The organism is Janthinobacterium rivuli (assembly GCF_009208735.1).
Classification (GTDB): Bacteria; Pseudomonadota; Gammaproteobacteria; order Burkholderiales; family Burkholderiaceae_D; genus Janthinobacterium.
The window spans coordinates 262,992-287,855 of record NZ_WFLJ01000008.1 but is presented as its reverse complement, the minus strand read 5'-3'; the positions used below and the strand labels follow the sequence as shown (position 1 = coordinate 287,855).

The following is a 24,864-nucleotide window of genomic DNA, read 5'->3' as shown; positions in this document are numbered from 1 at the left end:
GGCCTCGCCGGTGGCCGCCACGCCGACGGCAGCCCTGGCCAGCGCCCCGGCCGCCGCGCCGCCAGCCACGGCCGCCGCCGTCAACCTCGGCGCGCAGCAGTTCAAGGATGCCTCGCCGGCGAATGTGGAAGACGCCTATAACGCGCTGAAAACCTATCTGATGCTGAGCGACAAGTCACGCGCCGAAGCGAGCCACTTGAATGACCAGCTGACCCGCTTCTGGAGAGTCTGGCTCGACAGCAACCGCGGCAGCATGCCGCGCGAGCAGATGATACGCAGCGCCGAACGCATGATTTCGTTTTACCTGACCCAGATCAACGATCCGTCCTGGCCGCAGATCGACAGCAAGCTGGCGCTGGTGGACCAGTCGCGCGACAGCCTGCGCCGCGTGGTGCGGGGCATGCCGGCGCGCGAACGCGTGTATGCCGACGTCAAGGCGCGCGCCGCCACACGTTTCGCCTCGATGACGGTGGCGCGCATCGTCGGCGAGCAGGACAAGGAACTGGTGCTGGGCAGCTATGCCATTCCCGGCACCTTCACGCGCGATGCATGGGAACAATTCATCCAGCAAGCGTTCCAGGAAGCGGCCAACCGCGAACTGCAAAGCGCCGACTGGGTGCTGAAAACGGCGTCGACGGATGATCTGACGCTGGAAGGCAGCCCGGAGCAGATTCAGAAAGCGCTGGTCGAATTGTATAAAACGGATTACGCCAGGGAATGGCAGAAATTCATCCAGGGCGTCAGCATCCGCGAGTTGAATGGCTTCGACAATGCGGCGGCGGCCATGAACCGGCTCGGCGATCCGCAAACCTCGCCGATCAACAAGCTGATCGAAACGGTGTACAAGGAAACCTCATGGGACAACCCGTCGCTGCTGGGCCAGGGCCTGCAACGCGCGCAGCGCGGCGTGATGGGCTGGTTCAAGGAAACCATCCTGCGCCAGAAACCGTCCGGCATCAACGTCAATGTCGGCAGCGGCGCGCCCGCCGCCGGCGCCTTGCCGATGGGGCCGGTGGGCCGCGAGTTTTCCGGTGTGGCGCGTCTGGTGGTGACCAAGGACAAGGATGCGTCGCTGATGCGCGGCTACATGGAAGCGCTATCCAAGCTGCGCGCCCGCTTCAACCAGATCAAGAACCAGGGCGATACGGGCCCCGGCGCCAAGCAGTTCATGCAGCAGACGCTGGACGGCACCGGCTCGGAACTGGCCGATGCGCTCAAATATGTGGATGAACAGATGCTGACCGGCATGACCGACGCGCAAAAGCAGGCGATCCGCCCGCTGCTGGTGCGCCCGCTGATGCAGACGTTCGCCGTCATCATCAAGCCGACCGAAACGGAAATCAACAAGGTTTGGCTGGCGCAAGTGCTTGAACCGTTCCAGAAAACCCTGGCGCCCAAGTATCCGTTCTCGCCCGCCTCGGGCAGCGAGGCCAGCAATGCCGATATCGGCCAGGTGTTCGGACCGGAAGGCAGCATCGCCAAGTTCTTCAATACCACCATCGGCCCGCTGGTGGTGCGCCGTGGCGATTCACTCAGCGCCAAGACCTGGGCCAACATGGGCGTCGGCCTGGCGCCGTCCGTGGTGGCCAGCTTCCCCGGCTGGATCGCTCCGCTCAGCGCCAACGGCGTGGCCACTGCGGCCGGCGCCGGCGAAGCGCAAACCCGTTTCGACCTGCAGGCGCTGGCCGCCACCGGTGCCACCGAGTACACGATCGAGATCGACGGCCAGGCGCTGCGCTGGCGCGGCCAGCCGCAACCGTGGATCCACATGGTCTGGCCGAATCCGCAAGGCACGCCAGGCGCGCGCATCAGCGCCATCACGCCGGAAGGCCGGACGGTGGTGTTGCTCAACGAGCCTGGCCATTTCGGCCTGAAGAAAATGATCGATTCGGCCAAACGCAAGCGCAAGGATGGCGGCGTATTCGAACTGAGCTGGGAAAACAGCGGCGTGAGCGTGGCGGCCAACCTGAAGATCGTCGCCACGCCGGCGCCGGCCGCTGCGCCAGCGACCGCCTCGGGCGCCGCCGGCTTCCGCGGCCTGAAGCTGCCGGAGATCGTGGCCCAGAGCGTGCCAGCCGTCAACACTCCCGCGCCTGCGGGCGCTGCCGCGGCCCATGCCGCCGTCGCGCCATGAGCCGCACCACCGCCACCCCGATCGGCTATTTCGGCAAGCTGCCCAGCCGCGGCGACTTCGTCAAGGCCAGCGACAACCCGGCCCTGCTGAAGATCCTCGACGAATGGCTGGCGCAGGCGATGGACCTGCTCAGCGCCGACGCGCGCTGGAAGCTGACCTACGATGCGCTGCCGCCCATGCATTTCGCCTTCATCGGCCCGCGTCGCGGGCGCGCCATCGCCGGTCATATCGCCGCCAGCAGCGACGCCTCGTCGCGCCGTTTCCCCTTCCTGATGATGAGCACCATGGAAGTGGACCAGCCAGCCGCGTTCGTCGCCAACAGTCCGCTGGTGCTGTCGCGCCTGTGGAACCGGTGCGAGGCGCTCAGCAACAACATGCGCGGCCCCGATGCGGGCGACGCGCTGCACGCGGCAAGCCATGCCAGCATCGACCTCGACCTGCGCTCCGCCGCCTATGAAGCCACCTTCAACGATTTCCTCGACATGCAGACCGTGGGCGAACTCGACGCGCTGCTGGCGCCCACCGGTTTCACGGGCACTGTGCGGCAGGTGCTGCTGGCGCTGGGCCTGCTGCTGCAGCCGGTGATGGCCAGCAGTTCCAGCCGGCTGGAGAAAAGCCTGGAACTGCCGCTGCCGGCCGACCCGCTGTACCGCAACATGGTGGCGGCATTCTGGATGCATCTGATCACGCCGTTCCTGGCACGCGCCGACTTCGAGCTGGCGCTGTTCATCACGCGGCTGCGCGGACGCCAGACGCTGGTGCTGGGATTTTCCGGCGCGTCGGCGCAGACCCTGCATGTGCTGATGAACCCGCAAGCGGCACTGGAGCACCATATCGCGTTCGACGACCTGGACTGGGTCGAGGAACAGGTCGGCAACGACTATGCGATCAAGAAAGTGTCGACCTATCTGGCGCAAGCCAACCTCTCGCTCAAATCGGCGCACGATTCCTTGCGCGCCGCCTTCATCGGAACCTGACCATGCGCGTATCCCGGATCGTTTTCTTCATCAGCATGGCGCTGGCCGCCATGTCCGCTTCAGCGCAAGCGCCGGCACCGGCCGTGCCGGCGTCCGTCGCCATATCGATACCCACGGCCGCCACGCCGCAGCCGGGCCAGGTGCTGGCCGCAGGCACCGTACCGGACGAAGCGAGCAAGGCCGCCGTGCTGGCGCGCCTGCGCGAGCTGTACGGCGCCGACAAGGTGGTTGACCAGATCGCCGTCGGCCAGGTGGTGTTGCCTGCCAACTGGAACGCCTATGTGCAAAAGCTGCTGTCGCCCAACCTCAAGCAGATCAGCCGCGGCCAGCTGAAAATCGACGGCAGCGTCGTCAGCGTGCGCGGCGAAGTGGCCAATGAGGCCCAGCGGCAAAAAATCGCCAGCGACATCGCCACCAGCCTCAATCCCACCTACACCGTCAATAATGGCCTGCGTGTGTCGGCCAGCGAACAGGGTGTACTCGACACCACCCTGGCCAACCGCACCATCGAATTTGAAAGCGGCAAGGCCACGCTGACGCCGTCGGGCCGCGCCATCCTCGATGAAATGGCGGCGGCCATGCAAAAACTGGCCGGCCGCAAGGTGGAAATCATCGGCCATACCGACAACCAGGGCTTGCGGGCCAGTAACCAGAGCCTGAGCCAGGCACGCGCCGAGGCCGTCAAATTCTACCTGGCGTCGAAAGGCATCCACGGCGAACTGCTGACGGCGTCAGGGCAGGGTTCCGACCGGCCGATCGCCAGCAATGACACGGCGGACGGGCGCGCCCGCAACCGGCGCATTGAATTTCGCATGGCGCAATAACCATCCATCAGAGGACCACATGTTTTCAGCCGAACAATTATTACTTCCAATTAGCAGCGAACAGCCGGCAGGCGTGGACCTGGCGTTTTCGCCCGAACTCGACGCCATTACCCTGGCGCGCAAGTTCGACGACCCCTCGCTCGACCAGGGCGAATGGGTCGCCGACCTCAAGGAAGCCGACTGGGACTTCGTCGTGCGCAGCTGCGCCGGCCTGCTCGCCGGCAGCAGCAAGGACCTGCGCCTGGCGGTCTGGCTGACCGAAGCGGGCGCCAAGCGCTACCACTTGCGCGGCATGGCCGAAGGCTTGCTGGTGCTGGCCGGACTGTGCGAAAAATTCTGGGACCGGGGCCTGTTCCCGGAAGCGGAGGATGGCGACCAGGAGCAGCGCATCGGCAACCTGGGATGGATACTCTCGCGCATCCCGGCGCTGCTGCGCGAGGTGCCCCTCACAGCTGGCCCGGGCGGCGCCTTTTCCACCATCGATTTCGAGACCGCGCGGCGCCAGGCCGGCCCGGGTGATTCGGCCAGGCAGCATGAGGGCGTCAAGTTGTCCGACATGGAAGCGGCGCGGCGCAACAACTCGGCCGCCTTTTGCGCCAGCTTCGCCGTCGACGCGCAAGATTGCCTGGAAGCGCTGCGCAAGCTTGAACGAGTCGTCGACGCGCGGCTGGGCAACGACAGCCCGGCCTTTTCCGGCGCGCGCGAAGCCGTCGAAGCGATGCTGCGCGTGATGCCCGCCAGTACCGGCGTGGCGCCCGCCGCCACCGCCACTGGTGGCGCACCTGCTGCTGACAGCGTGATGGCGCCGGCCATGCCGGCGGTCCCGGCCGGCCCGCCCGGGGCCGTCACCACGCGCGCGCAGGCGATCGAGCAATTGCGCGCCGTGGCGCAGTTCTTCCGCCGTACCGAACCGCACAGCCCCGTTTCGTATTTTGCCGACAAGGCGGCCGATGCCGCGGACCAGGACCTGCATACCTGGTTACGTTCGGTGGTCAAGGATTCCAGTTCGCTGGCGCATATCGAAGAGCTGCTGGGCGTGCAGCCGCCCGATAATGGCTGAAACCGCTGTTCACGCCGTGGCGGCGCGTCTGCCGCCGCCACGGTGTGCAGGGTATTGCCTGATTCAGTCTGATTTCGCTTTTTCCTGGTCTTCCTCGAGCCCGGCATCATGCACGTCGTGGCCGACGCGGGTTGCGCCATCGACGATCATGCGGCTCGTTTCCTTGTACGTTGCGACCGCCTGCCGTTCCAGCCGTTTTTCCGCCTCGCCCAGGATGCGAAAACCGGCCCGGGAATCGTGCACATAGACTTCAAACAGCGTGACGCAGCCAGCCGACGGCTGCGCGCCGCCCGTGATGATTTTCAAAAACCGCTCTTCCCAGTCGCTTAAGGGGTCTTTTCGGTCTTCGACAAACAGCATGCCAGCCGGACTGGTGCGATGCAGAACTGTCTTGGCACGTTCACCGAACCACCCCAGCACGCCTGCATTGGCGTTCTTTCGTTCGCGCCAGCGCAGATATTGTGTTGTATGCGCCCCGGTAAAGGTCTTCACGTCTGCGCCCTTGATGCCCTTATGCGTCAGCCAGTTGTTTCAGTCTGGGGTCGGTGGCAAAGGATTCCAGCAGCGCCTCTCACAACTGCTTGACAAAGGACATAGGCCCCCCCATGTCGGAATGCATGCCACGGCAACCGACATTACCCCGTCCGGTCGCCGATTCCAACGGAAAGCTGGCACGCTGCTCGTGCAGGGCGATGAAATGCGTGCACTCTTCGACTACGCAATGGATGCTCTGGGTTCTTTTCCCCAGGCCATATGCCCAAAGGTGACCGGTGTCACATCGCCGACGCCAACGGCGGCGACGGTATCAAGAAACGTCTCTACCGTATCGCCAATTTCCCTTTGGTTCATCAAGATGCGCATCCCATAGCCTGGCAATATTGCCATGTTTGTTTCTCTCCCGTTGCGGCAGGTTCTTGGGATTAGCTATCGCATCCTTCTGTTTCCAATCATGATTATTTCCACTGCCATCATGAAACAAACCGCTATAGTTCTGCCCCTGGCATTCTGTCTTCTTGGGGGGACCTGACGCAGGCCATCGCCTTGGCGCTCTGTGCAGACTCTTTCCCGGCAAGCCTGCCTCGCCTATCGAGAGGAGCTTTTCTTCCTGTATAGATGATAGATATTTTTATAAAAATTCCTGAATTATTTCACAAGATCTACAGGTTTTATTCCCATATTATTTCCAGTGGAACTCCCGGCTCCAGTTCCGCCTCCTTGCCAGAAAGTGGATATTTCCGATGTCCCAGCAAGTATTTAGTTGCAAAAACCTTTAAACTTCCATCGTGAAGAAAATGGACGACAAACCTGCCGGCATCGGAAGAATCGTAACGAGGTATAGAAACCGTCTTCTCCACACGGATCGGTTTACCATTTTTTAATACATGCATGGCAATAGTCGCATTCATGCCGGGCTTCCAGGTCGCTGGTATAGAAAGACAACAAGTTTTCCCTCCACCACCTTCCCCTGGTGCCAAATAACCGGCCTCAGCTGAAGATCCGTCATCGAGTGTCACGATATAGCTTCCAACACCATTTTCGGTATGGTTATACGCAGTCAGATTCACGACTATCTTCATTGGCTCCTTGCTACAAGCAATACTTGAAAAAGACAGAACAATACATAACAAAACACAACCAAATTTCTTTCCAAATAAATTCATCATGGCCTTTCAGGAATTCAAATAAATACCGCAAATAACATCACATCAAAAAAATTACTCCCATATTATTTCAAGCGGCACTCCCGGCTCCAGTTCCGCCTCCTTGCCAGCAAGTGGATACTTTCGATGCCTCAGCAAATATTTTGTTACAAATACCTTATAACTGCCATCATGAAGAAAAAGAACGACAAACCTGGCGGCATCGGAAGAATCGTAACGAGGTATGGAAACCGTCTTCTCTACTCGGCCCCCCTTACCATTTTTTACCGTATCCATGACAATGGTCGCTTTCATTCCGGGCTTCCATGTCGCTGGTATCGAGAGGCAGCAAGTTTTCCCGCCTCCCCCTTGGCCAGGGTCGAGGTAGCCAGCCTCTGCAGACGAACCATCTTCAAGTGTCACGATATAGCTTCCAACACCATGTTCGGTGTGGTTATACGCAGTAAGACTTACAGTGGCTTTCATTGACTCTTTATGACAAGCTGCAATTGAGAGAAAAATAAAAATAGAAAAAACGGCACAACCCGCTCGCCTTTCAAATAGACCCATGAAAATAATTTCCAATAAAAAATAAAATAGATCCAATCAAATTATTCACAACAACCTACTTCTATATTATTTCAAGCGGCACTCCAGGTTGCAATTCAGCTTCTTTTCCAGAAAGCGGATATTTCTGATGCCCAAGTAAATATTTGGCCACAAATACTTTGTACCGTCCATCATGCAGGAAATGAACGACAAATCTCCCAGCGTCAGAGGCCACATAGGGCGGTACCGGCACCACTCTCTCCACTCTGACATCGTTCCCGTCCTTTATAGTATTCATGATAACGGTGACTTCCATCCCCTTTTTCCATACAGCAGGGATCGAAATACAACAAGTTGTACCTCCACCACCCTGACCTGGAGCAAGAAAACCAGCCTCAGTCCAGGAACCGTCCGCAAGTTTTACAATATAGCTACCAACTCCATTTTCAGTATGATTGTATGCAGTGAGATTCATGCTAATTTTCATGTCTTCCTTTCCACATGCCGTATTTGAAAACGCCATAAAAATACACAAAAATACATTGAGTAAATTCTGGGGAAATAGTCTCTTTATCATCTGAGTTCCTGTTATCCGTTAACCAAATACATCCTGAAATTGAAATAAAAATTAAATTAGCTTTAGGAATAGCTTATCCCTTGGGTTCATACGCCTCCCACAACGGCGGCCCCGCCTCCCAAACCGACTCCGGCAAGGCTTGCAGCGCGTCTTAAAAAGCATTGAACGATGCGGGTGGGTTTTTCATGAATGCGATAAACAAGGGCGGTTCCATGGCCTTGCCCGAGGTATACAGCGCCAGCAAGAGGTACTGCGTCTGGCGGTCCAGGTCGTCGATGCCGGCGGCCAGCGGGCGCTGCTGGCATCCTCGGGCATGGCGCACGCCTGGCCGCTGTCGGCGAACAAAATCAGCATGTGCTCCTCGAAGCGCCAGGCGATGCCCTCTTCCGTCAGCCGGCGGCGGATAAAATCGAATCCGATTCGCGGTGCTGGCAGCAATAGCTGCGCGCTGCCGCGCCATCCATGAACGGGCGCATGTCGTCGCTCCAGCGCCACCGCGCGGCCGGCGCATAGGACGGGACACGGACTCCACGATCTCGATCACGCTCTTGTCTTGCAAGACGCGCCTGTTGCGCACCTGCGTCAGCCGCAGCCGGTAGCGCGCCAGGCCGCCATTACTGCCCAGCATGGCCACCTCGCTGACATGGCCGCTGAAGCTGGCGCGGCTGCCATCAAACAGGCTCACCTGCAGCGTGGCCAGCTTGCCCAGCAAAGGCGCCAGCACCAGCTGCGCGCTGGTCGACAGGGCGATGACGTCGCGCGCGCCAATTTCCTGCAGCCGTTCGTCGGCGGCAAAGGCTTCGACCAGCAGGCCGCTGTCCGCGCCCTCGCCGACGGTCAGTTCGTACAGCCGCGTGGCGCTGGTGAAGGCGGCCAATGCGTCAACAATCTTGTCGGTCGAGGTGGATGACATGCGGTTCCCGTCAGTCGTGTGCCACGCTTACATATTTGACAATTATTGTAACGAGGAATGTATATCGCGGGAGCGCGATTGAAACCATGGCGTGTACGCCCTCGCCGCTCAGGCTGGCATCACCACGACGCCGGAGCACTGTGCGCCGTTGGCGCAAAGCGCCAGCGCCGGCTGTTCATTGGCCAGCTCTACCGCCAGCACAAGGTGAACCAGATCCGCGGCAATGCCGAAGCTACCCGCCGACTCCATGGGGCTCAGCCGCTGTTCCAGTGGATCGAGACCGGGCAGCAGGTGCAGCATCGCGGCCACCACTGCCATGCTTGCCTGCAGGCGGTGATCGGCGTCGCTGACAACATGGGCAATATCGGTGGCGTCCATGCCAGACGCCATGAGCGCGGCGGACATCACGCTGCGCACGGCGGCGTGCGTCGCGGCACCCGGCATGTTGCTGACCGGCCCCAGTATTGCGGCATTCCCCCAAGCCTGTTCCGGTGCCCTGTCCGGGTTCCACAGCACGATGCCGCCCGCGCCTTCGGCAGGAATGAAGCCCTGTGGCGCGCCGCTGGAAAACACTTGCCCCAGCGCCAGCGCAGGCGCGAGTTCTTCGGGGTCCAGCAAGCTGTCGGCACCGACGATGATGGAACAAACGGCGGGCTCGCCAATGTCGTCCTGCAGGGCCGACAGCACGGTGAAAAGATGGGCTTCGCCGGCCGCCATCGCCTGCAAGACATACGGCATGTCACGCCAGGCCGAATGCTGCCAGGCACGAGCAAAGACGGCGCCCTGTTCCTCGCCGCCGGATATCGCATCGGGCGCCAGCCAGTACACGCTGACAGGCTCATCGACGGAGCGCACCAGCTGGCCTTGCTGCGCATGCAGATCGTCAAGGATGGCGGAGAGCAAGGTCGTGATGCGCGGGATACGCAGGCGCGTGCCGGCGGCATATCCCGTCGCAGCGAGATCGAGGGGATCGACGATACCCGCATGGGCCGGATAGCCGGACGGGTGCAGGATGGCCTTGTCGGGCTTGAAGACGGACTTGCGCGCCTTGCTGCCCTCAGCCGTTTCAGTCACTGCACCATGCGGTGTCAACGCACTCCAGGCGCCGATACGCAGGCGCAAGAGGGGCGCGGGAGGCGCCGGCGCGACCTCTGGCGCCGGCAAGGAGACAGGCGCGCTTTCAGCCAAGGATGACACGGATCTTGGCGCAGAAAGAAATTGCAGGCCTGTCCAGCCCAGCAGAACCAGCAGCACGGGCGGCACGCAAACCATCAGTATCGCGCGCCCGCCTGACACATCCAGGCGCGATGGCGCCACGCTTGCCAGCAGAACAATCCAGGCAAGGCCGACAATTGCCAGCACAAATATCCACAGGACTATCTTAAGCGCCAGCCGGCGGCCCGAACGCGGTACAGGCGGTGCTTGCGGCAAGGAAATATCGCTCATGATCCGCCTACCCTATCGTGGCCACGGGCAGGCTGGCGATCAGTGCGCAGCCGCAAGCGCTCTTATGCCCATGCAGCGCCACCTTGCGCCCGCCGATGCTGAAGACGGCACTGCCTTCGATGATGGGATTGCTGCCATGGCCCGGCAACGGGCACGCGACCATGTCGCCCACCCTGGCGATGCCGATGCCGTGGATCGTGTGCACGGGAGAGGCGCTTGCCACGACGCCGCCGTGGGTGGTCTTGTCGCCGAGCCGGATGATTGCGAGCGCCATGTCAGAATCCCAGCTGATTGCGTCGGAAGGAACTCCAGCCATCTTCGATCGCTTTTGCCTGCGCATCGATGCTGTCGCCAACCGCCTTGGCCGCCTTGCTGGCGCCACTCTGTACACTGCGTGCGGCCTCCGTGGCCATCTCCTGGGCCTGGCTGGCGCCACGCTGCACCTTGCCTGCGGCTTCGGTGGCCATGTCCTTGGCCTGCTTGACGCCGCTTTGCACCTTGCGTCCGGCCTCGGCCGCCAGCTCCTGGGTCGCGTCCACCACCTCGCCGGCCTTTTTCTGCACGGCCGTGGCGGCGTCGCTGACTTCTTTCTTGACGACATTAATCGACGTAATGACCATCTGCTGGCCGCGCTTTGCGGCAGCGATCACGACCTGCTTGCCGCTCTGATACACCTCCACTGTATAGGTGACGCCCGCCTTCACGGTCTCGACGACAAATTTTTCACCCACCTTGTACGTATGCGTGGCCACCCGCTTGCCGCCTTCCCAGGTTTCCATCACGACGCCCTCGGCCCGGTGGTACACCTTGATCACGCCCTTCTTGATGGCGGTGACGGTATCGTCCAGCCAGTCCAAGCCTTGCGCCAGCACATTGCGCGAGGATTCGGTCATGCCGCGTGGACGGAAATAACTGAACGGTTCCACGCCACCCATGAAGCCGGCCTTGGAATCATGCACCGCGGATTTGATGAAATTGAGGACGGGATCGGATGCCGTCGCTTGCCACGCATCGAGCCGCCACTTTTCCGGGCGTATGGCCATTCTGTACGTTTTGCCAATGACGTGCACCGCTTCTGAGGAAACTATTGACGGCAATTGTGCTAAAGAAAATTCTTTCACCTCGCTGACGTTCAGCAACAATTTGGCTTCCCACGCAATGCCAGGATGACCTTTTTTGCTGCCAGCTGCACTCTCGGCTTCAATCAGGTCCGGTGTCTTGATTTTTCGCTTGGTCATGGTGCCCCATGTGGAATACAGGGCTTTCATGTGAGCCGTAACAGCTTGTTCCACGGTGGCGGAAGCACCAATTGCTGCCATGTATTGCTTATAAGACGCTTCGACTTCAGGCTTAAACTCAAAACGTTCTTCAAAAATTACCTTACTAGACTTATGGATATCGTCATAATCGACCAACCGTACACCGCTCTTTACTGCCTCGCGCATCATGTCGCGCATCGGAATACGCGCATAGTTATTCAAAATATTCTGGTTTTTCGGTTCGTATCCTCCTCCGACATCGGAATGGGCTCCCGGATACACTGTTTCAGTCCAACCAGACTTGAGCGCCCCATTCTTCCGGATCAGATCGACGGGAAATGAAAATCGCAACTCATGCGCCGCTACATAATGTACGCAACGCTCGACCGCATGCGGTACTACCAGATTCTTTTCATTAAAGGGTGTATCGACGTTCAGCGCTGGCAAGCCAAACGAGGCAACCGTATCGAACAATCCCATAAAGTTGAAGCGTATGGGTACTCCCTTGTAACGCAGCAAGCCATCTTTTCCAGTAGTGCATGCTTTCAGCATGTCGTTGCTGAAAGCCCTGGCCAATGCTGCGCCGCGTGAAAAGCCAAAGATAGAAAGATTAATGATGGTAATCAGGCCATGCGCCTCGATCGCGGCAGCGAGACCACTGATATTAGCCGGCTTTCCCTTTTCTCTATAGGCCTTTAATGGGATGTTCAGCTTGGCAGCGTTTTGCATAAGGACGACACGCAAACCCTCATCAACGTTCGTTTTTCCGAATTCGGTTCGGCGTGTTCCGCCAGCACCAAGCCCACGTCCAGCGGCTTCCGAATCTTCCACCCTCCTCAGCTTCTCGTCCATCCAGTCTGTCGCTGTACCATTAAAACGCGTCCCAACCCCAGCGATATAAATAGCGTAATTCGGAAAATTACCGCCCAGAAGAAATTGAGCCGACTGCCACAGCCGCGCCGGATTCGACCAACGCCGGAGGTCTTTATCCGCGTCTCTATTATTCCCAGTTCCATCAAAGTAGATACTGATATTTACAGTATCCGAGCAATTCTGTTTCGCACTGGGTTCTAAGCCGGCCACATCACGGTTGCATGCGCGAGCTGCAAGCAATTTATCGCCTTCGGCCATATTATATCTTCCTGTTAGCAAGAATTTTTTTACCTCTGGCTGTCTGTTCTGGTATGGAATCCGCAAAGGTAAATTCGACCGTATCATCGGGATAAAGATGTATACCGAGATAACGCGTTCCCGGCGATATCTGCTCCGGCGAAATAACGAGTTGGTTCTTTGGCGTCACCACCTCGCCATTGCGCGGAGTACCCTCTGGTCCATCCAATCTCCATCGCAATGTTTGAAGTCCAAACGGAATGTAAACATCGGTAATAGTGCCCGTGCGCCCGTACCTATTCATCACGCCCAAGCCGGTGCCGTTAAAAGAAATGTCAATAATGATTCGATCAATATAAGAGAACACTTCTACATGCAGCGCTGTTTCTTTTTGCATTTTTTTCTTTCCTTGTCCACAAGCCGCAAGCGGCATCATCAAACCCAAACCTATCAAGCCGATGGCACTCCGCCGGCCTGATAGCAATGGTCGTGATTTATGAATAACCATATCTCGTGCGTCGCCTGTCATGATGTTATGCCCTTATGCTGTGTGTGTGACCAAGTGTGCTGCTAGCTATCATTTCAATGCAGTCTCGTGCCGGTTTTCACCGCAGCGATATCACGGCTGCAGGCGTGGACACCTGGCCGCCCTGTTTCATATATCAGCTTGCCTAGGTAAGCGAACATCGCCATGTCAGCCAATTTCTTTCCGAGAGACATGACCGCACGCCACCAGCCAGATTGCCAGGCCAGTGCAATCACCCTGGTAGCGTGACGCCTGCTTGGCGGCGAAAGTGCCAATTTTTGATTTGCCGCGTTCCTGCATCTTTGCACCCATACTATTTCTTCCTGTCAGCAAGAATTTTTTGGCCTCTGGCTGTTAGTTCTGGTATACCCTCAGCAAAGGTGAACTCGACCGTATCGTCGGGGTAAAGATGTATGCCAAGATAGCGCGTTCCTCGCGGCATCTGTTCCGGAGAAATCACCAGCGGCCCCTTAGCGGTCACCGCCTCGCCAATGCGCGGAGTACCCCTTGGTCCATCCAATTCCCATCGCAATGTCTGAACTCCAAACGGGATACGGACGCCAACAATAGTCCCAGTCGTACCAAATTTTGCCGTCACACCCAAGGTAGTATCGTTAAAAAAAATATTGGTATGGATCCGGTCAACATAGGAGTTCATTACGACATTCAGCCATATCTCTTTCCTTACCGCTTGCCCGCAAGCCGCCAGCGGCATCATCAAACTCAGGCCTATCAAGCCGATGGCGCGACGCCGGCTTCGCGGCGAAGGTGCCAATTTTTGAATTGCCGAGTTTTTTCCATCCTTGTCACGCATGTTATTTCTTCCTCGCCGCCAGAATTTTCTCGCCTCTAGCTGTTCGGTCAGGTATGGAGTCCGCAAAGGTTATCTCGGCGGTGTCGTCCGGATAAAGATGCAAACCGAGATAACGCGTTCCGAGCGGTATCTGCTCTGCTGAAATCAACAACTGGTTTTTGATGGTCACGACCTCACCATTGCGCGGCGAGTTCCTTGGTCCATCGAGCGTCCATTTGAGCGCCTGGATGCCGAAAGGAATTCGTACCTCGGTAATGGTTCCAGTGGAACCATATTCGTCCATCACACCCAAGTCTGTGCCGTTAAAAATAATATCGAAGATGGGCTGATCGACATACGAGACCATCTCCACATTCAGCCATATCTCTTTCCGTATCGATTGCCCGCACGCCGCCAGCGGCAGTAGCAAACCGTACGCCATCCATCCGAGCGCCAGCCGCCGACCTGGCTTCGTTGCTTCCTGTTTCCAGATATTCATGGAAACTGGTCCAGGGCAGCTTCAAAGCTGATATCACCAGCCTTGACCCTTGCCAGCAGTGACGCAATGGCCGGGTTGGTCTGGAGCTTGTCGCCGTAGATCAAGGCGGCGCAGGTGTAGTTAAGAATGTCGCGCATGCCGGACAGCTTCAGTTTGCGCGCGGCCAACAGGTGTTTTTGCACGAGGCGATAGTGTTGCGCGGGTGGAATATCCATCAGCAGTTGCGGCTGGTTTTCCTGCAGCATCGACAAAAGCTGGTCCGGCATGCCCGCTTCGACCAGCATGTCGACCTGCACCTGGGCCAGCTTGAGCGGCAAGGTCACCCGGTGGGGAGGCAGGCCGTGATCATTTTCCCCTGGCAGCACCTGCTGGGGATGGCCGTCGCGGTCCCAGTACCACCATGCCTGTATGCCCTGCAACAGGCGTTCGCGCTGGGAAACGGTCAGCGCCGGCACCCCTACGTGCAAAGTCAGGTCGCTTTTTTGTCCCGTCAGGGTACCCAGGATGGCCGGGTCCCAGAAGGCAAAAATCATGTCGGTGCCGTCCGGCAGCAGTATCTCGGTAAACGCCGCCAGGCTTTCCCACAGCGTGTCAAAATCATCAGTGCTTGCCAGCAGCGTCAGGCTGGCGGGATGGCTGGCGGCGCCTTGCGCGATGTCCGGCCACGCTTCGGTATCGGCAGCCAGCGGCGACAACGCCACCAGATGGGGCGCGTACGCTTCCGTGTCGGACCCAAGCGCCGCTGGCAGCAGGCACTTGCTGCGCATGCTGATCTGCTCTTTTTCAAAGCGCGCCAGCAGCGTGCCGTCCTGCGCCTGGTCGACAATGGCATAACAGCTCAGTTCACGATTGTCGAGCGCACTTGCCAGGTTTGCTTCAAACGAAGCCTTATCCAGAGGTAAAAATTTCATCGTTGAGGTCCCTTGTTGACGAAGGCGGAGCGCTGTTTGGCGCGCTTTTGCAGGCATTCTTTGCAGACTTCCTGCGGCCGCACTGCCCCACGCGCCGCGGCCGACTTTTTCGTGGTCTTATTTTTTTGTCCGAAAGCCGCAAGCGGCATCATCACACCCAGGCCTATCAAGCCCAGCACACTGCGCCGGCCTGACAGCAGTGGCGGCAATGACTTGTCGAGCCGATCTCGTTTATCGTTCCTCACAATGCTCTATCCTTTATGTATTCCAGCGATGAGAAAGTCATCGTTGCGATCCTTTGTTGACGAAGGCGGTACGCTGTTTTGCGCGCTTTTTCAGGCATTCCATGCAGACTTCCTTGGGCAGCACGGGCAGCGCATACGGCATGGTCTTCGGGCCAGGCATCGAGAAGTCGGCGTTATGGCTGATGCGCTGGCCGCTCGTCATGTCGGTGATGCCCGCGCCGTTGATCCTGATGGCCGAGCCATCGGCGCCGAGAATGATCTCCTTCTTGGCGAAAATTTCGATGCGGTCGGTGGCCGACAGCAGACGCAGCACTTTTTCCGCGATGATGTCGATATCGCCGCCCTGGGCCTGGATCTCGACCTTTCCTTTCGCGGCGAACAGCTTGATGCCCGCGTTGTAGGCAAACAGGCTGATCTTTTCCTTGACGCTGGCGATCAGGCTTTTGCCGACCGCCAGGTTGGTATCCTCGCCCGACGACAGGGTCACCTGTTCACCGCTGTGCAGGTGCGTGCTCTTCGGCGTGACGAGGCCGATGCCGGCCGGCGACGCCATCAGCAGCACCGGTTCGGCGAAGCGATTGGCGCCCTGCTGGCCGGCACCGTCGTATTGCGCCTGGGTCGCGTCGATGAATTGCTGGAACGCCTGCTGCCCGGGCAGCGCCTCGGCCTCGGATTTTTCCGCCACCTCCGACAGTGTCTGCGCCAGCTCGTGCGCCTGCGTCAGCTGATCGTATGCCTCGCGCACGTCGAGCTGCGAGCCGCGCCCGCCGGGCCGCCCATAGGTGCTGATGTACAGTCCCTTGTGCGTGGTGATGGCGCCATACGCATCCGAATTGAGGGCGAAGCCGGAACCGAAAAAGCCGTCGCGCTGATTGCCCTGCTGCCCCACCAGATAGCCCAGGTTGAGCTGCGCATGGGTATTACTGCTGTACAGCTGCACCCGGTTCTGCTCGGTGTTATCGTCCATCACCAGCTGGTTGAAGCCCGCGCCCCTGTATTCCTTCGATTTGTAGCCGGACAGGCGCCCGTCGGTATGCCACTGCGGCTGCTGCTCGCCGTTGTAGATGCGGCCCGTGATGATGGGCCGGTCCACGTCGCCGTCGAGGAAGGTGATGATCACTTCCTGGCCGACGCGCGGCACATGCACGGCGCCATAGCCCTCGCCGGCATTCGGATAGCTCACGCGGACCCAGCACGACGCCTTTTCATCGCCGGGATTGATGCGGTCCCAGTGGAAGCGCACCTTCACGCGATTGAGCGCGTCGGTATGGATTTCTTCGCCGGCCGGGCCGACCACGGTGGCCGTTTGTGGATGCATGGCCGGCTTGGCGTGCACGCAGGCACTGCGGTACTCCACGCTGCGGCGCTGCACTTCGAAGCGGTTGAAGCAGTGGCCTGTGCGCTCGCCGCCATCGCCAAGCTGGGCCAGCCCGTCGCGATGCAGGCCCGCCTCTTCCTTGAACTGCAGCAGCCGGCCTTTCAGGCTGCCCGAAAAATCCGTTTGCATGCTGGACAGCGGCAGGTTGTTTTCGATCGCCCATTCCACGCCCAGCACGACGAACTGGCGCTCCTCGGCGGCCTCTTCGGCGTGGGCCGGATGGTCGAACAAGGTGAACCAGCAGCCCACCGGCAGCCGGCGCACGCCCGAGATGCCGAAAAACCGCTTGATGCGCGACTCCCATTCCTGCACGCGGATGCGCGACTGCTCGGCGCCGTGCTCGGTATCGGCGCTGCTGTAGGCGCCCGTATATTCGTAGACCTCGAGCTGCGACGGAATGCTGCCGTGCCCGGGCAATATCTGCACGGCGTTCTGGTGATTGCTGCGGGGCGCCTTGTAGTCGTAGGTGCGGGTCGCCAGCTGGCTGTTCGACAGCGTGCGGGCGCCGCCCCACTGGACGATCTTGTCCAGTTCATCGGTGGTGCCGGCGCGGTGAAAGGCGATCTGCTCGGGCTGCAGCGGCTTGAGCGATTGCACCGAATCGGTGATGATCCACTGATGGCCGCTGCCATCGGCCGCCTGTTCGACATAACCGTACCAGCCTTCGCTTTCCAGCATGCGCATGACGAATTGCCAATCCGTCTCGTACTGGGTGCAATACGAGCGCTGGCGCACCGCCTGGTTCAGGTCGAAGCGGAACTTGCCCTGGCATTGCGGGTGGCCGCCCAATACCTCGGCGATGATGTCGTCGGCGCCCTTGTTCTGCCAGATGCGCGCGTCCTTGCGGAACCTGAGGAAGTGCAGGCAGCTGGCAAACGCGATCTGATAGGCCGACAGCTCGCCATCGCTGCCCAGCTTCCTGGCCGTATGCACGTAGCCGTGGACGGGCCGGTAGCTGGCGTCCGGCTGCAGCATCCACAAGGTCACTTCCTGGGCGATCAGCTGCTTGAGTTCCACCGCGTCGTCGAGCGACAGCAGATCGACGACATAGTCATAGCCGGCGCTCACGCGGTCGACCGCATGGACGCGCTGCGCCAGCAAGACGTCGGCACCGAGCGGCGTGTCGAGCTTGAGCAACCGGGCGTGCTGTCCTATCCCTGCAAACAGATTGTCTGCTCCCTGCTCCAGATTAGCCATGCATGTCCATTTCAATTCCTTTAAATGACGCCGCGCCTGTCGACGCAGCCAGATTGCTTCGCGTGCGCATGCTTACTTGATGGTGTACTTGAACTGCCCCTGCTTGCTGGCGCTGACCTTGATCTTCGTGATCGCCGCCCCTTCGGCCATCTTGGCCAGCACCGACTCGGCGATCTCGGGCAGCACGGTGCCGTTGAGGATATTGTCGACATTGCGCGCCCCCGAATCGACTTCGGTGCAGCGCGCCAGCACGGCCTCGACCAGCGCTTCGTCGTGGCTGAATTCGGCCTTGTGGTTGGCCGCGATGCGCCGGGCGATCTTGCCCAGTTTCAGGCCGATGATATTGACCAGCACCTCGTCCGCGATCGGATAGAACGGGATCACTTTCAAGCGTCCCAGGAACGCCGGCTTGAAGGTCTTCACGAGTTGCGGACGGAGCTTTTCCTCCAGCTGTTCCGGCGTCGGCAGGTCCGCCGCCGCCACATTTAGGCAGGCCTGCATCAGGATACCCGAACCGACGTTCGAGGTCAGGATGATGATGGTGTTTTTAAAGTCGATCTCGCGCCCTTCGGCATCCTCCATCACGCCCTTGTCGAAGACCTGGAAGAACAGTTCGAGCACGTCCGGGTGGGCCTTTTCCACTTCGTCGAGCAGCACCACGCTGTACGGATTGCGCCGCACCGCCTCGGTCAGCACGCCGCCTTCGCCGTAGCCGACATAGCCGGGCGGCGAACCTTTCAAGCCCGACACGCTGTGCGCTTCCTGGTATTCGCTCATGTTGATGGTGATCAGCTTGCGCTCGCCGCCATACAGCACGTCGGCCAGCGCCAGCGCCGTTTCGGTCTTGCCCACGCCGGACGGCCCGACGAACAGGAACACGCCCTTCGGCTTGTTCGGGTCGTCCAGGTTGGCGCGCGAGGTGCGCACGCGCTGCGCCACCACCTCGATAGCATGCGACTGGCCCAGCACGCGCTCTTCCAGCATGTCCTTCAGTTTCAGCACGGTGCGGATTTCATCCTTGACCATCTTGCCAAGCGGGATGCCGGTCCAGCCGGCGACGATTTCCGCCACCACGTGGCCGTCGACCTGCACCGGCACCATCGGCGTTTCGCCCTGCAGCGCGCGCAAGTCCTTGAGCAAGGCTTGCAGGTCGCCTGCCTGGCTGGCGTCCGCTTTCGTGCCGGCGCCGGCGCTTTCCAGGTCCTGGCGTGCCGCCTTGATCTGTCCAGTCAGGGCCTTTTCGCTTTCCCAGCGCGCGGCCAGCGCCGCATGCTCGCCGGCGGCGGCGCTGCGCCGCGCACGCAAATCCTTCAGGCGCACCGGATGACTCCCACCGCTCTTTTCCTCGCGTTCCAGCGTCGCCACTTCGGCGTCGATGCGGTCGAGCTTTTTGACCAGATTTTCCAGCAGGGCCGGCGTCGCGTTCTGGCCCAGCGCCACCTTGGCGCAGGCCGTATCGAGCACGCTGATGGCCTTGTCGGGCAGCTGACGGCCCATGATATAACGATGCGACAGCCGTACCGCCTCGGTGATGGCTTCGTCGTAGATGCGCACATTGAAATGCTGCTCCATCAACGGCGCCATGCCGCGCAACATGGCGCAGGCCAGTTCCTCGCTCGGTTCCTCGATCTTGACGACCTGAAAGCGGCGCGCCAGCGCGGCGTCCTTTTCAAAATACTTCTTGTATTCGCCCCAGGTGGTGGCGGCGATCGTGCGCAGCTCGCCGCGCGCCAAGGCCGGCTTGAGCAGGTTGGCCGCGTCATTCTGGCCGGCCGTGCCGCCGGCGCCGATCATGGTATGCGCTTCGTCGATGAAGAGGATGATGGCGTGCGGGCTTTTCTTGACTTCGTCGATGACGTTTTTCAGGCGGTTCTCGAACTCGCCCTTGACGCTGGCGCCGGCCTGCAGCAGGCCCATGTCCAGCGTATGGATCTCGACGCCCTTCAGCACATCGGGCACGTCGTCCTGCGCGATGCGCAGGGCCAGCCCTTCGACCACGGCCGTCTTGCCCACGCCGGCCTCGCCCGTCAGGATGGGATTGTTCTGGCGCCGGCGCATCAGGATATCGATCGCCTGGCGGATCTCGGCATCGCGCCCGATCACCGGGTCGACCTTGCCGTCGCGCGCGCGCGCCGTCAGGTTGGTGGTGAACTGGTCCAGCGCCGGGGTTTTCGATGCGGCCGCGCGCCCCGCCAGCTCGCCGACCGGATCGCCGCCCTCCCCGTCCTCGCCATCGGCAGCCGGAGCCCCTGCCGCCTCCTGCGAGCCTTGCGTGATCTTGTCGAGGTTGTACTTCAGGTCGTCGAGCTTGAATTTGTTGAACAGCTTCGAGCCGCGGTAAGCCAGCTGCGCCAATTCCGGGTCGGTCAGCAGGGCCTGCAACAGATGGGCGCTGCGGATGCTGGTCTGGCGGCCGGCCTGCACGTCGAGCGACGCGATCAGCCAGGCGTTTTCAAACAGCTTCGGCAGCCTGGACGAAAACACGGGGGTGCGCGCATTGCCCGTCTGCAGGCGCGCCACTTCCGCCTGCAAGTCCGCTTCGAGCATGCTGACGCTGATGCCGCTATGGCGGGCGATCAGCGCAAAGTCGCTGGCCGGCTGTTCCAGCAGGGCCAGAAACAGGTGTTCCAGGTCGACCTCGTACTGTCCGAGGCCGACGCAGATGCCGGCGGCGCGGGTGGCGGCGGTGCGGCTGGTGTCATTGAGCTTGCTGATCAGCGTCTTGAGGTTGATGCTCATGGGGCGAAAGTCCTTGTGGGGGAAACGGATGAAAGAAGAAGATGGTTCATGCCAGCGCATGCAGTGCGTAGCGCACGTCGCCGCGGTCCTGTGCGGCGCCGGCGGTGATCAGGAAACTGTCCCAGCCGAGACGCCCGCCGCTGCGCGGCTGTTCCAGCGTGACGCCATGCACGTCGGCGGCGCGCAGCACCAGCTGGACTTCGTATTCGAGGCACACGCCGGTAAACATGGTGAGCATTTTCTCCAGCGCGCGCGCCGCGGCGCCGCCCGGCAGGAAGGCGTCAAAGTGGCTGCGCGCCAGCGGGCCGACCACCAGCCGCATGCGCAGGTCGCGTTGCCAGACGCGTTCGCCGACCAGCGCGGTCGAGCCCAGCATCGCGTTCATGCCACCCAGGCTGCTTTGCTGGTCGCGCGGTACGTCATACCAGCAGCCGACAAACTGCGTCACCTTGATGGACTGGCCGAAATACGCGGACAAGACTTGCCCGATGGCCACCGCCGATGGCGGCCGGTGCCGCATGGCGGCGGCAAAAAAGCCCACCGACTCATCGAGCACGCCATTGCCGTCGTCGTACAGGCGCCGGCGCAGCGACTCGTTGCCCAGTCCCGCCAGCGACAGCAGCAGCGGCAGGAACTTGTCCCTGCCGTCGAGCTGGTATTTCAGCTCCAGCCGGTACTTGCGCCACGCTTCGTAGAACAGCGCCAGCGCGCGGCTGGAAAAGGTGTCGAGAAATGCCCGCGGACCCTCGTCCTTTTCATACAGCTGGTGCGCGGCGATGCGTTCGGTGTAATGGGCCGGCAGCGCACCGGCCACGCCGAGAAAGCCCATGAAGGCTGGCGTGATGCGGATGTATTTCAGTTCGCCGCGCCGCACGGCCTGGCCCAGCGCGCGCATATCGGCGGCCAGGGCGCCCAGCTCGCACGGTTCGGTCTGCACCGCTTCGAGCTGGCTGGGAGCGAAATTGAGCGACAGCGAATTTTGAAAGCGCAGGAAGTTGGCCACCGCGCCCTCGTGCGCCATGCCGTTGCGGAACAGCCACAGTTCGAGCATGCGCACCGCCTGGAAGTATTGGAATCGGTACGGCTCGGCGAACATCCGCTCGATTACACTAGGCTCAAATCGCCGCTGCGTGGTTTGCATCGCAACAACTCCTCTCCCGATTTTTTCGACAGCACCACCAGTTGCGTGAAGCTGTTGGCATGCACGTACAGGCCGAGAAAACACTCGACGATATGGGCGAACGCGTGGATGCCGCTGCCGACGAAGGCTTCCTCATCGAGCGTCAGCCGCACCTCGATGCCGCGCACCAGGCAGGCGAAGGGATTGCCCGGCAGCCAGGCATTGGCCGCCTTGTGCTCGATTGCCGCAATGCCGCTGATCTGCCGCTGCGAGGTCGCCGAACGTGGCAAGTCATACAGGGTCAGCATTTCCTGGAATGCTTCCAGGCCGCTGCCCGACAGCGACAGATGGTTCAACGACAGGTGCGAGATCAGGCGCCAGTGCGCGCCGCGGCCCCGCTCGAAGCGCTGCGATTCGGTCGGCTTGCGCAGGAAACTGATGCTGCGCACGCTGGAACCGCCTTCCAGGAACAGGTCACCGCCGCGCAGGCCGTAGGTGAGTTGCGCCGGCAGGTCGCGGTTGGTGCAGCTCAGCTCCAGGCTGAGGGTATCGGTTTCAATCGCGGCCGGATCGAAATCGATGTCGACGATGGAAATCTCGGTCTCGTAGCCGGGGCTTTTTTCGCTGATGGTGTCATCGCGCCGCATCACCCAGTAATGGCCATCCTTGGCCGGCGTCTGGCCGTGGCGCAGCGAATAGAAGGGGCGAAATTCGGTGATCGACTCCCCTTGCGGGGTTTGGCGCACCAGTTTGACCGACTCGATGGCCTGCACCTCGAAGGCGTAGGCGCGGCGCGCATCGGCCAGCACCGGATAGCTGGCGGCCGTGTGCGTCAGCCGTATCGGCTCGCCGCGCTGGCGGAACAGGTTGACCACCGGCGTGCAGCCCAGCAGCAGGTTATTGGTCGACATGGTGCCCAGCATGCGCGCCGTATTCGAATCGGTGCGCAGGCCGGCCAGGGCCAGGTGCAAGGTGATGCGCCGGCAGCCGGACGGCAGCGGCGCGCACAGCGCGGCCAGGTCGATGTCGAAAAAATTGAATTTTTCGGGAAAGCAGAAGTATTCGGTCAGCAGCCGGTAGGCCGGATGCGAACGGGCCGAAAACGGGATCAGCGCATCGTCCTCGGCATAGCCGGCGGGGCTGACAGGAATCTGCGCCAACGCGCTCCAGCGGCCGCTGTCGTCCGCTTCCACATAGGCCTTGAGCGTGCGCATGAACAGCGCGTCGCGCAGCGCCGCGCAAAATGAGGGTTCGCCCTCGATGAACACGCGCAGCTTCGCCACGCCCAGTTGCGCCAGGCTGATCTGCTCGGCGGTCGCTTCGATGACGATGCTGACGCTGGAGGTGGCGTTGGGCGGCAGCTGCAGGTGCTCGGGCGCGTCGATGATGGCGGCAAACGCCGCATGCGTCAGCGCCAGCGGCGCCACGGTGACCGGATACGCGGTGCGGAAGGTGCAGGCGACGCCATTGACGGCGCGCGTCGCCAGCTCGGTGCCGCGCGCAATCTCGGTGGCGGCCGTCAGCTGCGCCGCCGCGCCGCTGTAGTCGAGGCGCGCGATCGAGCAGGATGGAAACGGCCGCAGGTAATGCGGATACAGTACTTCGAACAGCGCTTCGGTGAACTCCGGATAATCGTCGTCGAGGCGCTTCGAGATGCGCGAATTGAGCAGCGCGAAGGACTGGATCATGCGTTCGATATGCGGGTCTTCGCAGACTTCGCCGCCGATCAGCAGCCGTCCTGCGATCTTCGGGTAGCGTTCGGAAAACTCGCGCGAATAGCGGCGCAGGAAACCCAGTTCACGTTCGTAATACGGCAATAACTCTTCCAAATTCAGGCTCCTTGCGCGGCGCGGCGCGCCTTGCTGATCGTGTAATGCAGGCTGGATGGCTGCAAGATGGCGTCGAAGTTGACGGGTTCCTGGGCCGAGTGCACCACCAGCAGCGCGGTGATGGCGAAATTGAGGCGGTTGATCGAGCCTTCCTGGATCTCCAGCGATGCGCGCACGCTGCGCAGGCGCGGCTCATGGCGCGCGATGGCCTTTTCCAGGCACTGGCAGATATGCGCGCGGTCGTCGGAGCTCGACAAGCTCAGGCCGGCGAAATCATTCAGGCCGTAGGTGACAATCGAGCGGCCGCATTCGGGAAATTTTTTCAGCAGCGCTTCCGGTATCACGGTGCGCGTGTTGAGCAGCGCCTCCAGGTCGCGCGCCACGGTGTCTTTCAAGTCTTCCAGCGACAGGCGCGAGACGGTGCCACTGGAAGCGCCCTGGACAGGCGTGTCCATCAGACGGTCGAACAATCCTGGCGTAAAACCCTTCATTGGTATCCTGTGGTTGGCGGTAGGAAGGAACAAAAGGGCGGCCTGCGGCGGCCCTTTGATCCAGAAAATCAGTCACGCGGGCACAAGCCGGCGTCACCGCCGGCGGCTGGCCGGAATGGCCTCAGCCGGCAGGCCGTTGTCGATCAAATCGTCTTGTTGGCCGACAGATCCCAACCGCCGGAGGTATTGCCGCCAGAACCACCACCGACTTTTTGCTGCGTGTATTTCCACTTGACCTTGGAATACTTGATCGACAGGTTTTCGCCGAGGATATCGCCAGGGGCGACGGACGGTGCCACACTGCTGATCAGCACGTTTTCCAGCTCGATCTCGAAGTACTTGATGCGCTCGCCCTGGCCATCCGCGCGCAGGAATTCGAACTTGGCTTTCGGGATCGTTTTACCGGATGAGCAATTTTGCAGCAGCAACGGCGTGGCGAGGTCGGCCAGCTTGGCGACGACGATATCCTTGTGTTCGGTACGCTCGGCGGTATGGCCGCCGCCGGTCGAGGCGGTGGCGGACTTCGGCTGCAGCACTTCCCACTGGACCGACTTGCATTCGATCCAATCTTTGTGGGTGGTGTCGGTGGATTCGCCTTTGATACCATCAATTTGCAAGTAAACGTCGATTGCCATGTCATTCCTTTC

General features: G+C 60.7%; 23 protein-coding genes. 4 read left to right on the top strand and 19 right to left on the bottom strand.

Annotated elements, in window-relative coordinates:
* The 4 genes from GCN78_RS13180 to tssA all read left to right on the top strand — a co-directional run.
* Positions 1-2,134 (top strand): ImcF-related family protein (locus GCN78_RS13180; protein WP_319633133.1); only part of this gene is annotated, 2,134 nt, incomplete at its 5' end.
* The gene (tagF, locus tag GCN78_RS13175) at positions 2,131-3,111 is read left to right on the top strand and encodes a type VI secretion system-associated protein TagF (protein ID WP_152252116.1); all 981 of its coding nucleotides are present in this window, start codon (positions 2,131-2,133) and stop codon (positions 3,109-3,111) included. The genes GCN78_RS13180 and tagF, both read left to right, overlap by 4 nt.
* A gap of 2 nt (positions 3,112-3,113) precedes the next feature.
* Positions 3,114-3,935 carry an OmpA family protein gene (locus GCN78_RS13170; RefSeq protein WP_193316722.1) on the top strand — a complete coding sequence of 274 codons (822 nt, stop codon included), beginning with the start codon at positions 3,114-3,116 and terminating at the stop codon, positions 3,933-3,935.
* A 19-nt stretch (positions 3,936-3,954) separates the two neighbouring features.
* Positions 3,955-4,995, top strand: a complete 1,041-nt coding sequence (gene tssA, locus GCN78_RS13165; protein ID WP_152252115.1) for a type VI secretion system protein TssA — start codon at positions 3,955-3,957, stop codon at positions 4,993-4,995.
* 63 nt (positions 4,996-5,058) lie between these two features.
* Here tssA and GCN78_RS13160 read toward each other — a convergent pair whose 3' ends face one another.
* The 19 genes from GCN78_RS13160 to GCN78_RS13075 all read right to left on the bottom strand — a co-directional run bounded on the left by GCN78_RS13160 (position 5,059) and on the right by GCN78_RS13075 (position 24,852).
* Entirely contained in the window at positions 5,059-5,487 is a 429-nt protein-coding gene (locus tag GCN78_RS13160; RefSeq protein ID WP_152252114.1) for a hypothetical protein, read from the bottom strand.
* Positions 5,488-5,709: 222 nt separating this feature from the next.
* Entirely contained in the window at positions 5,710-5,880 is a 171-nt protein-coding gene (locus GCN78_RS29330; RefSeq protein ID WP_193316721.1) for a hypothetical protein, read from the bottom strand.
* A 281-nt stretch (positions 5,881-6,161) separates the two neighbouring features.
* Complete coding sequence (locus GCN78_RS13155) at positions 6,162-6,659, bottom strand: DUF3304 domain-containing protein (protein ID WP_152252113.1); 498 nt, start codon at positions 6,657-6,659, stop codon at positions 6,162-6,164.
* 51 nt (positions 6,660-6,710) lie between these two features.
* Positions 6,711-7,241 carry a DUF3304 domain-containing protein gene (locus GCN78_RS13150; RefSeq protein ID WP_152252112.1) on the bottom strand — a complete coding sequence of 177 codons (531 nt, stop codon included), beginning with the start codon at positions 7,239-7,241 and terminating at the stop codon, positions 6,711-6,713.
* A gap of 25 nt (positions 7,242-7,266) precedes the next feature.
* A complete protein-coding gene (locus tag GCN78_RS13145; RefSeq protein WP_193316720.1) occupies positions 7,267-7,671 on the bottom strand; it encodes a DUF3304 domain-containing protein in 405 nt (134 codons plus the stop codon).
* A 241-nt stretch (positions 7,672-7,912) separates the two neighbouring features.
* Positions 7,913-8,674, bottom strand: a complete 762-nt coding sequence (locus GCN78_RS13140; protein WP_226939614.1) for a contractile injection system protein, VgrG/Pvc8 family — start codon at positions 8,672-8,674, stop codon at positions 7,913-7,915.
* 108 nt (positions 8,675-8,782) lie between these two features.
* Positions 8,783-9,748 carry a hypothetical protein gene (locus GCN78_RS13135; RefSeq protein ID WP_152252110.1) on the bottom strand — a complete coding sequence of 322 codons (966 nt, stop codon included), beginning with the start codon at positions 9,746-9,748 and terminating at the stop codon, positions 8,783-8,785.
* Between the two features lie 379 nt (positions 9,749-10,127).
* On the bottom strand, positions 10,128-10,394 hold the full coding sequence (locus GCN78_RS13130) for a PAAR domain-containing protein (protein ID WP_152252109.1): 267 nt from the start codon (positions 10,392-10,394) through the stop codon (positions 10,128-10,130).
* 1 nt (position 10,395) lies between these two features.
* Positions 10,396-12,510 (bottom strand): T6SS phospholipase effector Tle1-like catalytic domain-containing protein, encoded by a 2,115-nt coding sequence (locus GCN78_RS13125; protein ID WP_193316719.1) that lies wholly within the window; start codon positions 12,508-12,510, stop codon positions 10,396-10,398.
* Between the two features lies 1 nt (position 12,511).
* A complete protein-coding gene (locus GCN78_RS13120) occupies positions 12,512-13,018 on the bottom strand; it encodes a hypothetical protein (protein WP_152252107.1) in 507 nt (168 codons plus the stop codon).
* 310 nt (positions 13,019-13,328) lie between these two features.
* On the bottom strand, positions 13,329-13,829 hold the full coding sequence (locus GCN78_RS13115; protein ID WP_152252106.1) for a hypothetical protein: 501 nt from the start codon (positions 13,827-13,829) through the stop codon (positions 13,329-13,331).
* A gap of 1 nt (position 13,830) precedes the next feature.
* Positions 13,831-14,307: a hypothetical protein gene (locus GCN78_RS13110; RefSeq protein WP_152252105.1), complete on the bottom strand. Its 477-nt coding sequence runs from the start codon at positions 14,305-14,307 to the stop codon at positions 13,831-13,833.
* Positions 14,304-15,275, bottom strand: coding sequence for a DUF4123 domain-containing protein (locus tag GCN78_RS13105; protein WP_152252104.1), 972 nt, complete (start codon positions 15,273-15,275; stop codon positions 14,304-14,306). Before GCN78_RS13105 ends, GCN78_RS13110 begins: the two co-directional genes overlap by 4 nt.
* Before the next feature lie 225 nt (positions 15,276-15,500).
* Positions 15,501-18,038 (bottom strand): type VI secretion system Vgr family protein, encoded by a 2,538-nt coding sequence (locus tag GCN78_RS13100; RefSeq protein ID WP_152252103.1) that lies wholly within the window; start codon positions 18,036-18,038, stop codon positions 15,501-15,503.
* Positions 18,039-18,110: 72 nt separating this feature from the next.
* Positions 18,111-20,777 (bottom strand): type VI secretion system ATPase TssH, encoded by a 2,667-nt coding sequence (gene tssH, locus GCN78_RS13095; RefSeq protein ID WP_152252102.1) that lies wholly within the window; start codon positions 20,775-20,777, stop codon positions 18,111-18,113.
* 46 nt (positions 20,778-20,823) lie between these two features.
* Complete coding sequence (gene tssG / locus GCN78_RS13090; RefSeq protein WP_152252101.1) at positions 20,824-21,918, bottom strand: type VI secretion system baseplate subunit TssG; 1,095 nt, start codon at positions 21,916-21,918, stop codon at positions 20,824-20,826.
* Positions 21,882-23,726 (bottom strand): type VI secretion system baseplate subunit TssF, encoded by a 1,845-nt coding sequence (gene tssF, locus GCN78_RS13085; RefSeq protein ID WP_152252100.1) that lies wholly within the window; start codon positions 23,724-23,726, stop codon positions 21,882-21,884. Before tssF ends, tssG begins: the two co-directional genes overlap by 37 nt.
* 2 nt (positions 23,727-23,728) lie before the next feature.
* Positions 23,729-24,217: a type VI secretion system baseplate subunit TssE gene (gene tssE / locus GCN78_RS13080; protein WP_152252099.1), complete on the bottom strand. Its 489-nt coding sequence runs from the start codon at positions 24,215-24,217 to the stop codon at positions 23,729-23,731.
* A 143-nt stretch (positions 24,218-24,360) separates the two neighbouring features.
* Positions 24,361-24,852: an Hcp family type VI secretion system effector gene (locus GCN78_RS13075; RefSeq protein WP_152252098.1), complete on the bottom strand. Its 492-nt coding sequence runs from the start codon at positions 24,850-24,852 to the stop codon at positions 24,361-24,363.
* Between the last annotated feature and the right edge of the window lie 12 nt (positions 24,853-24,864).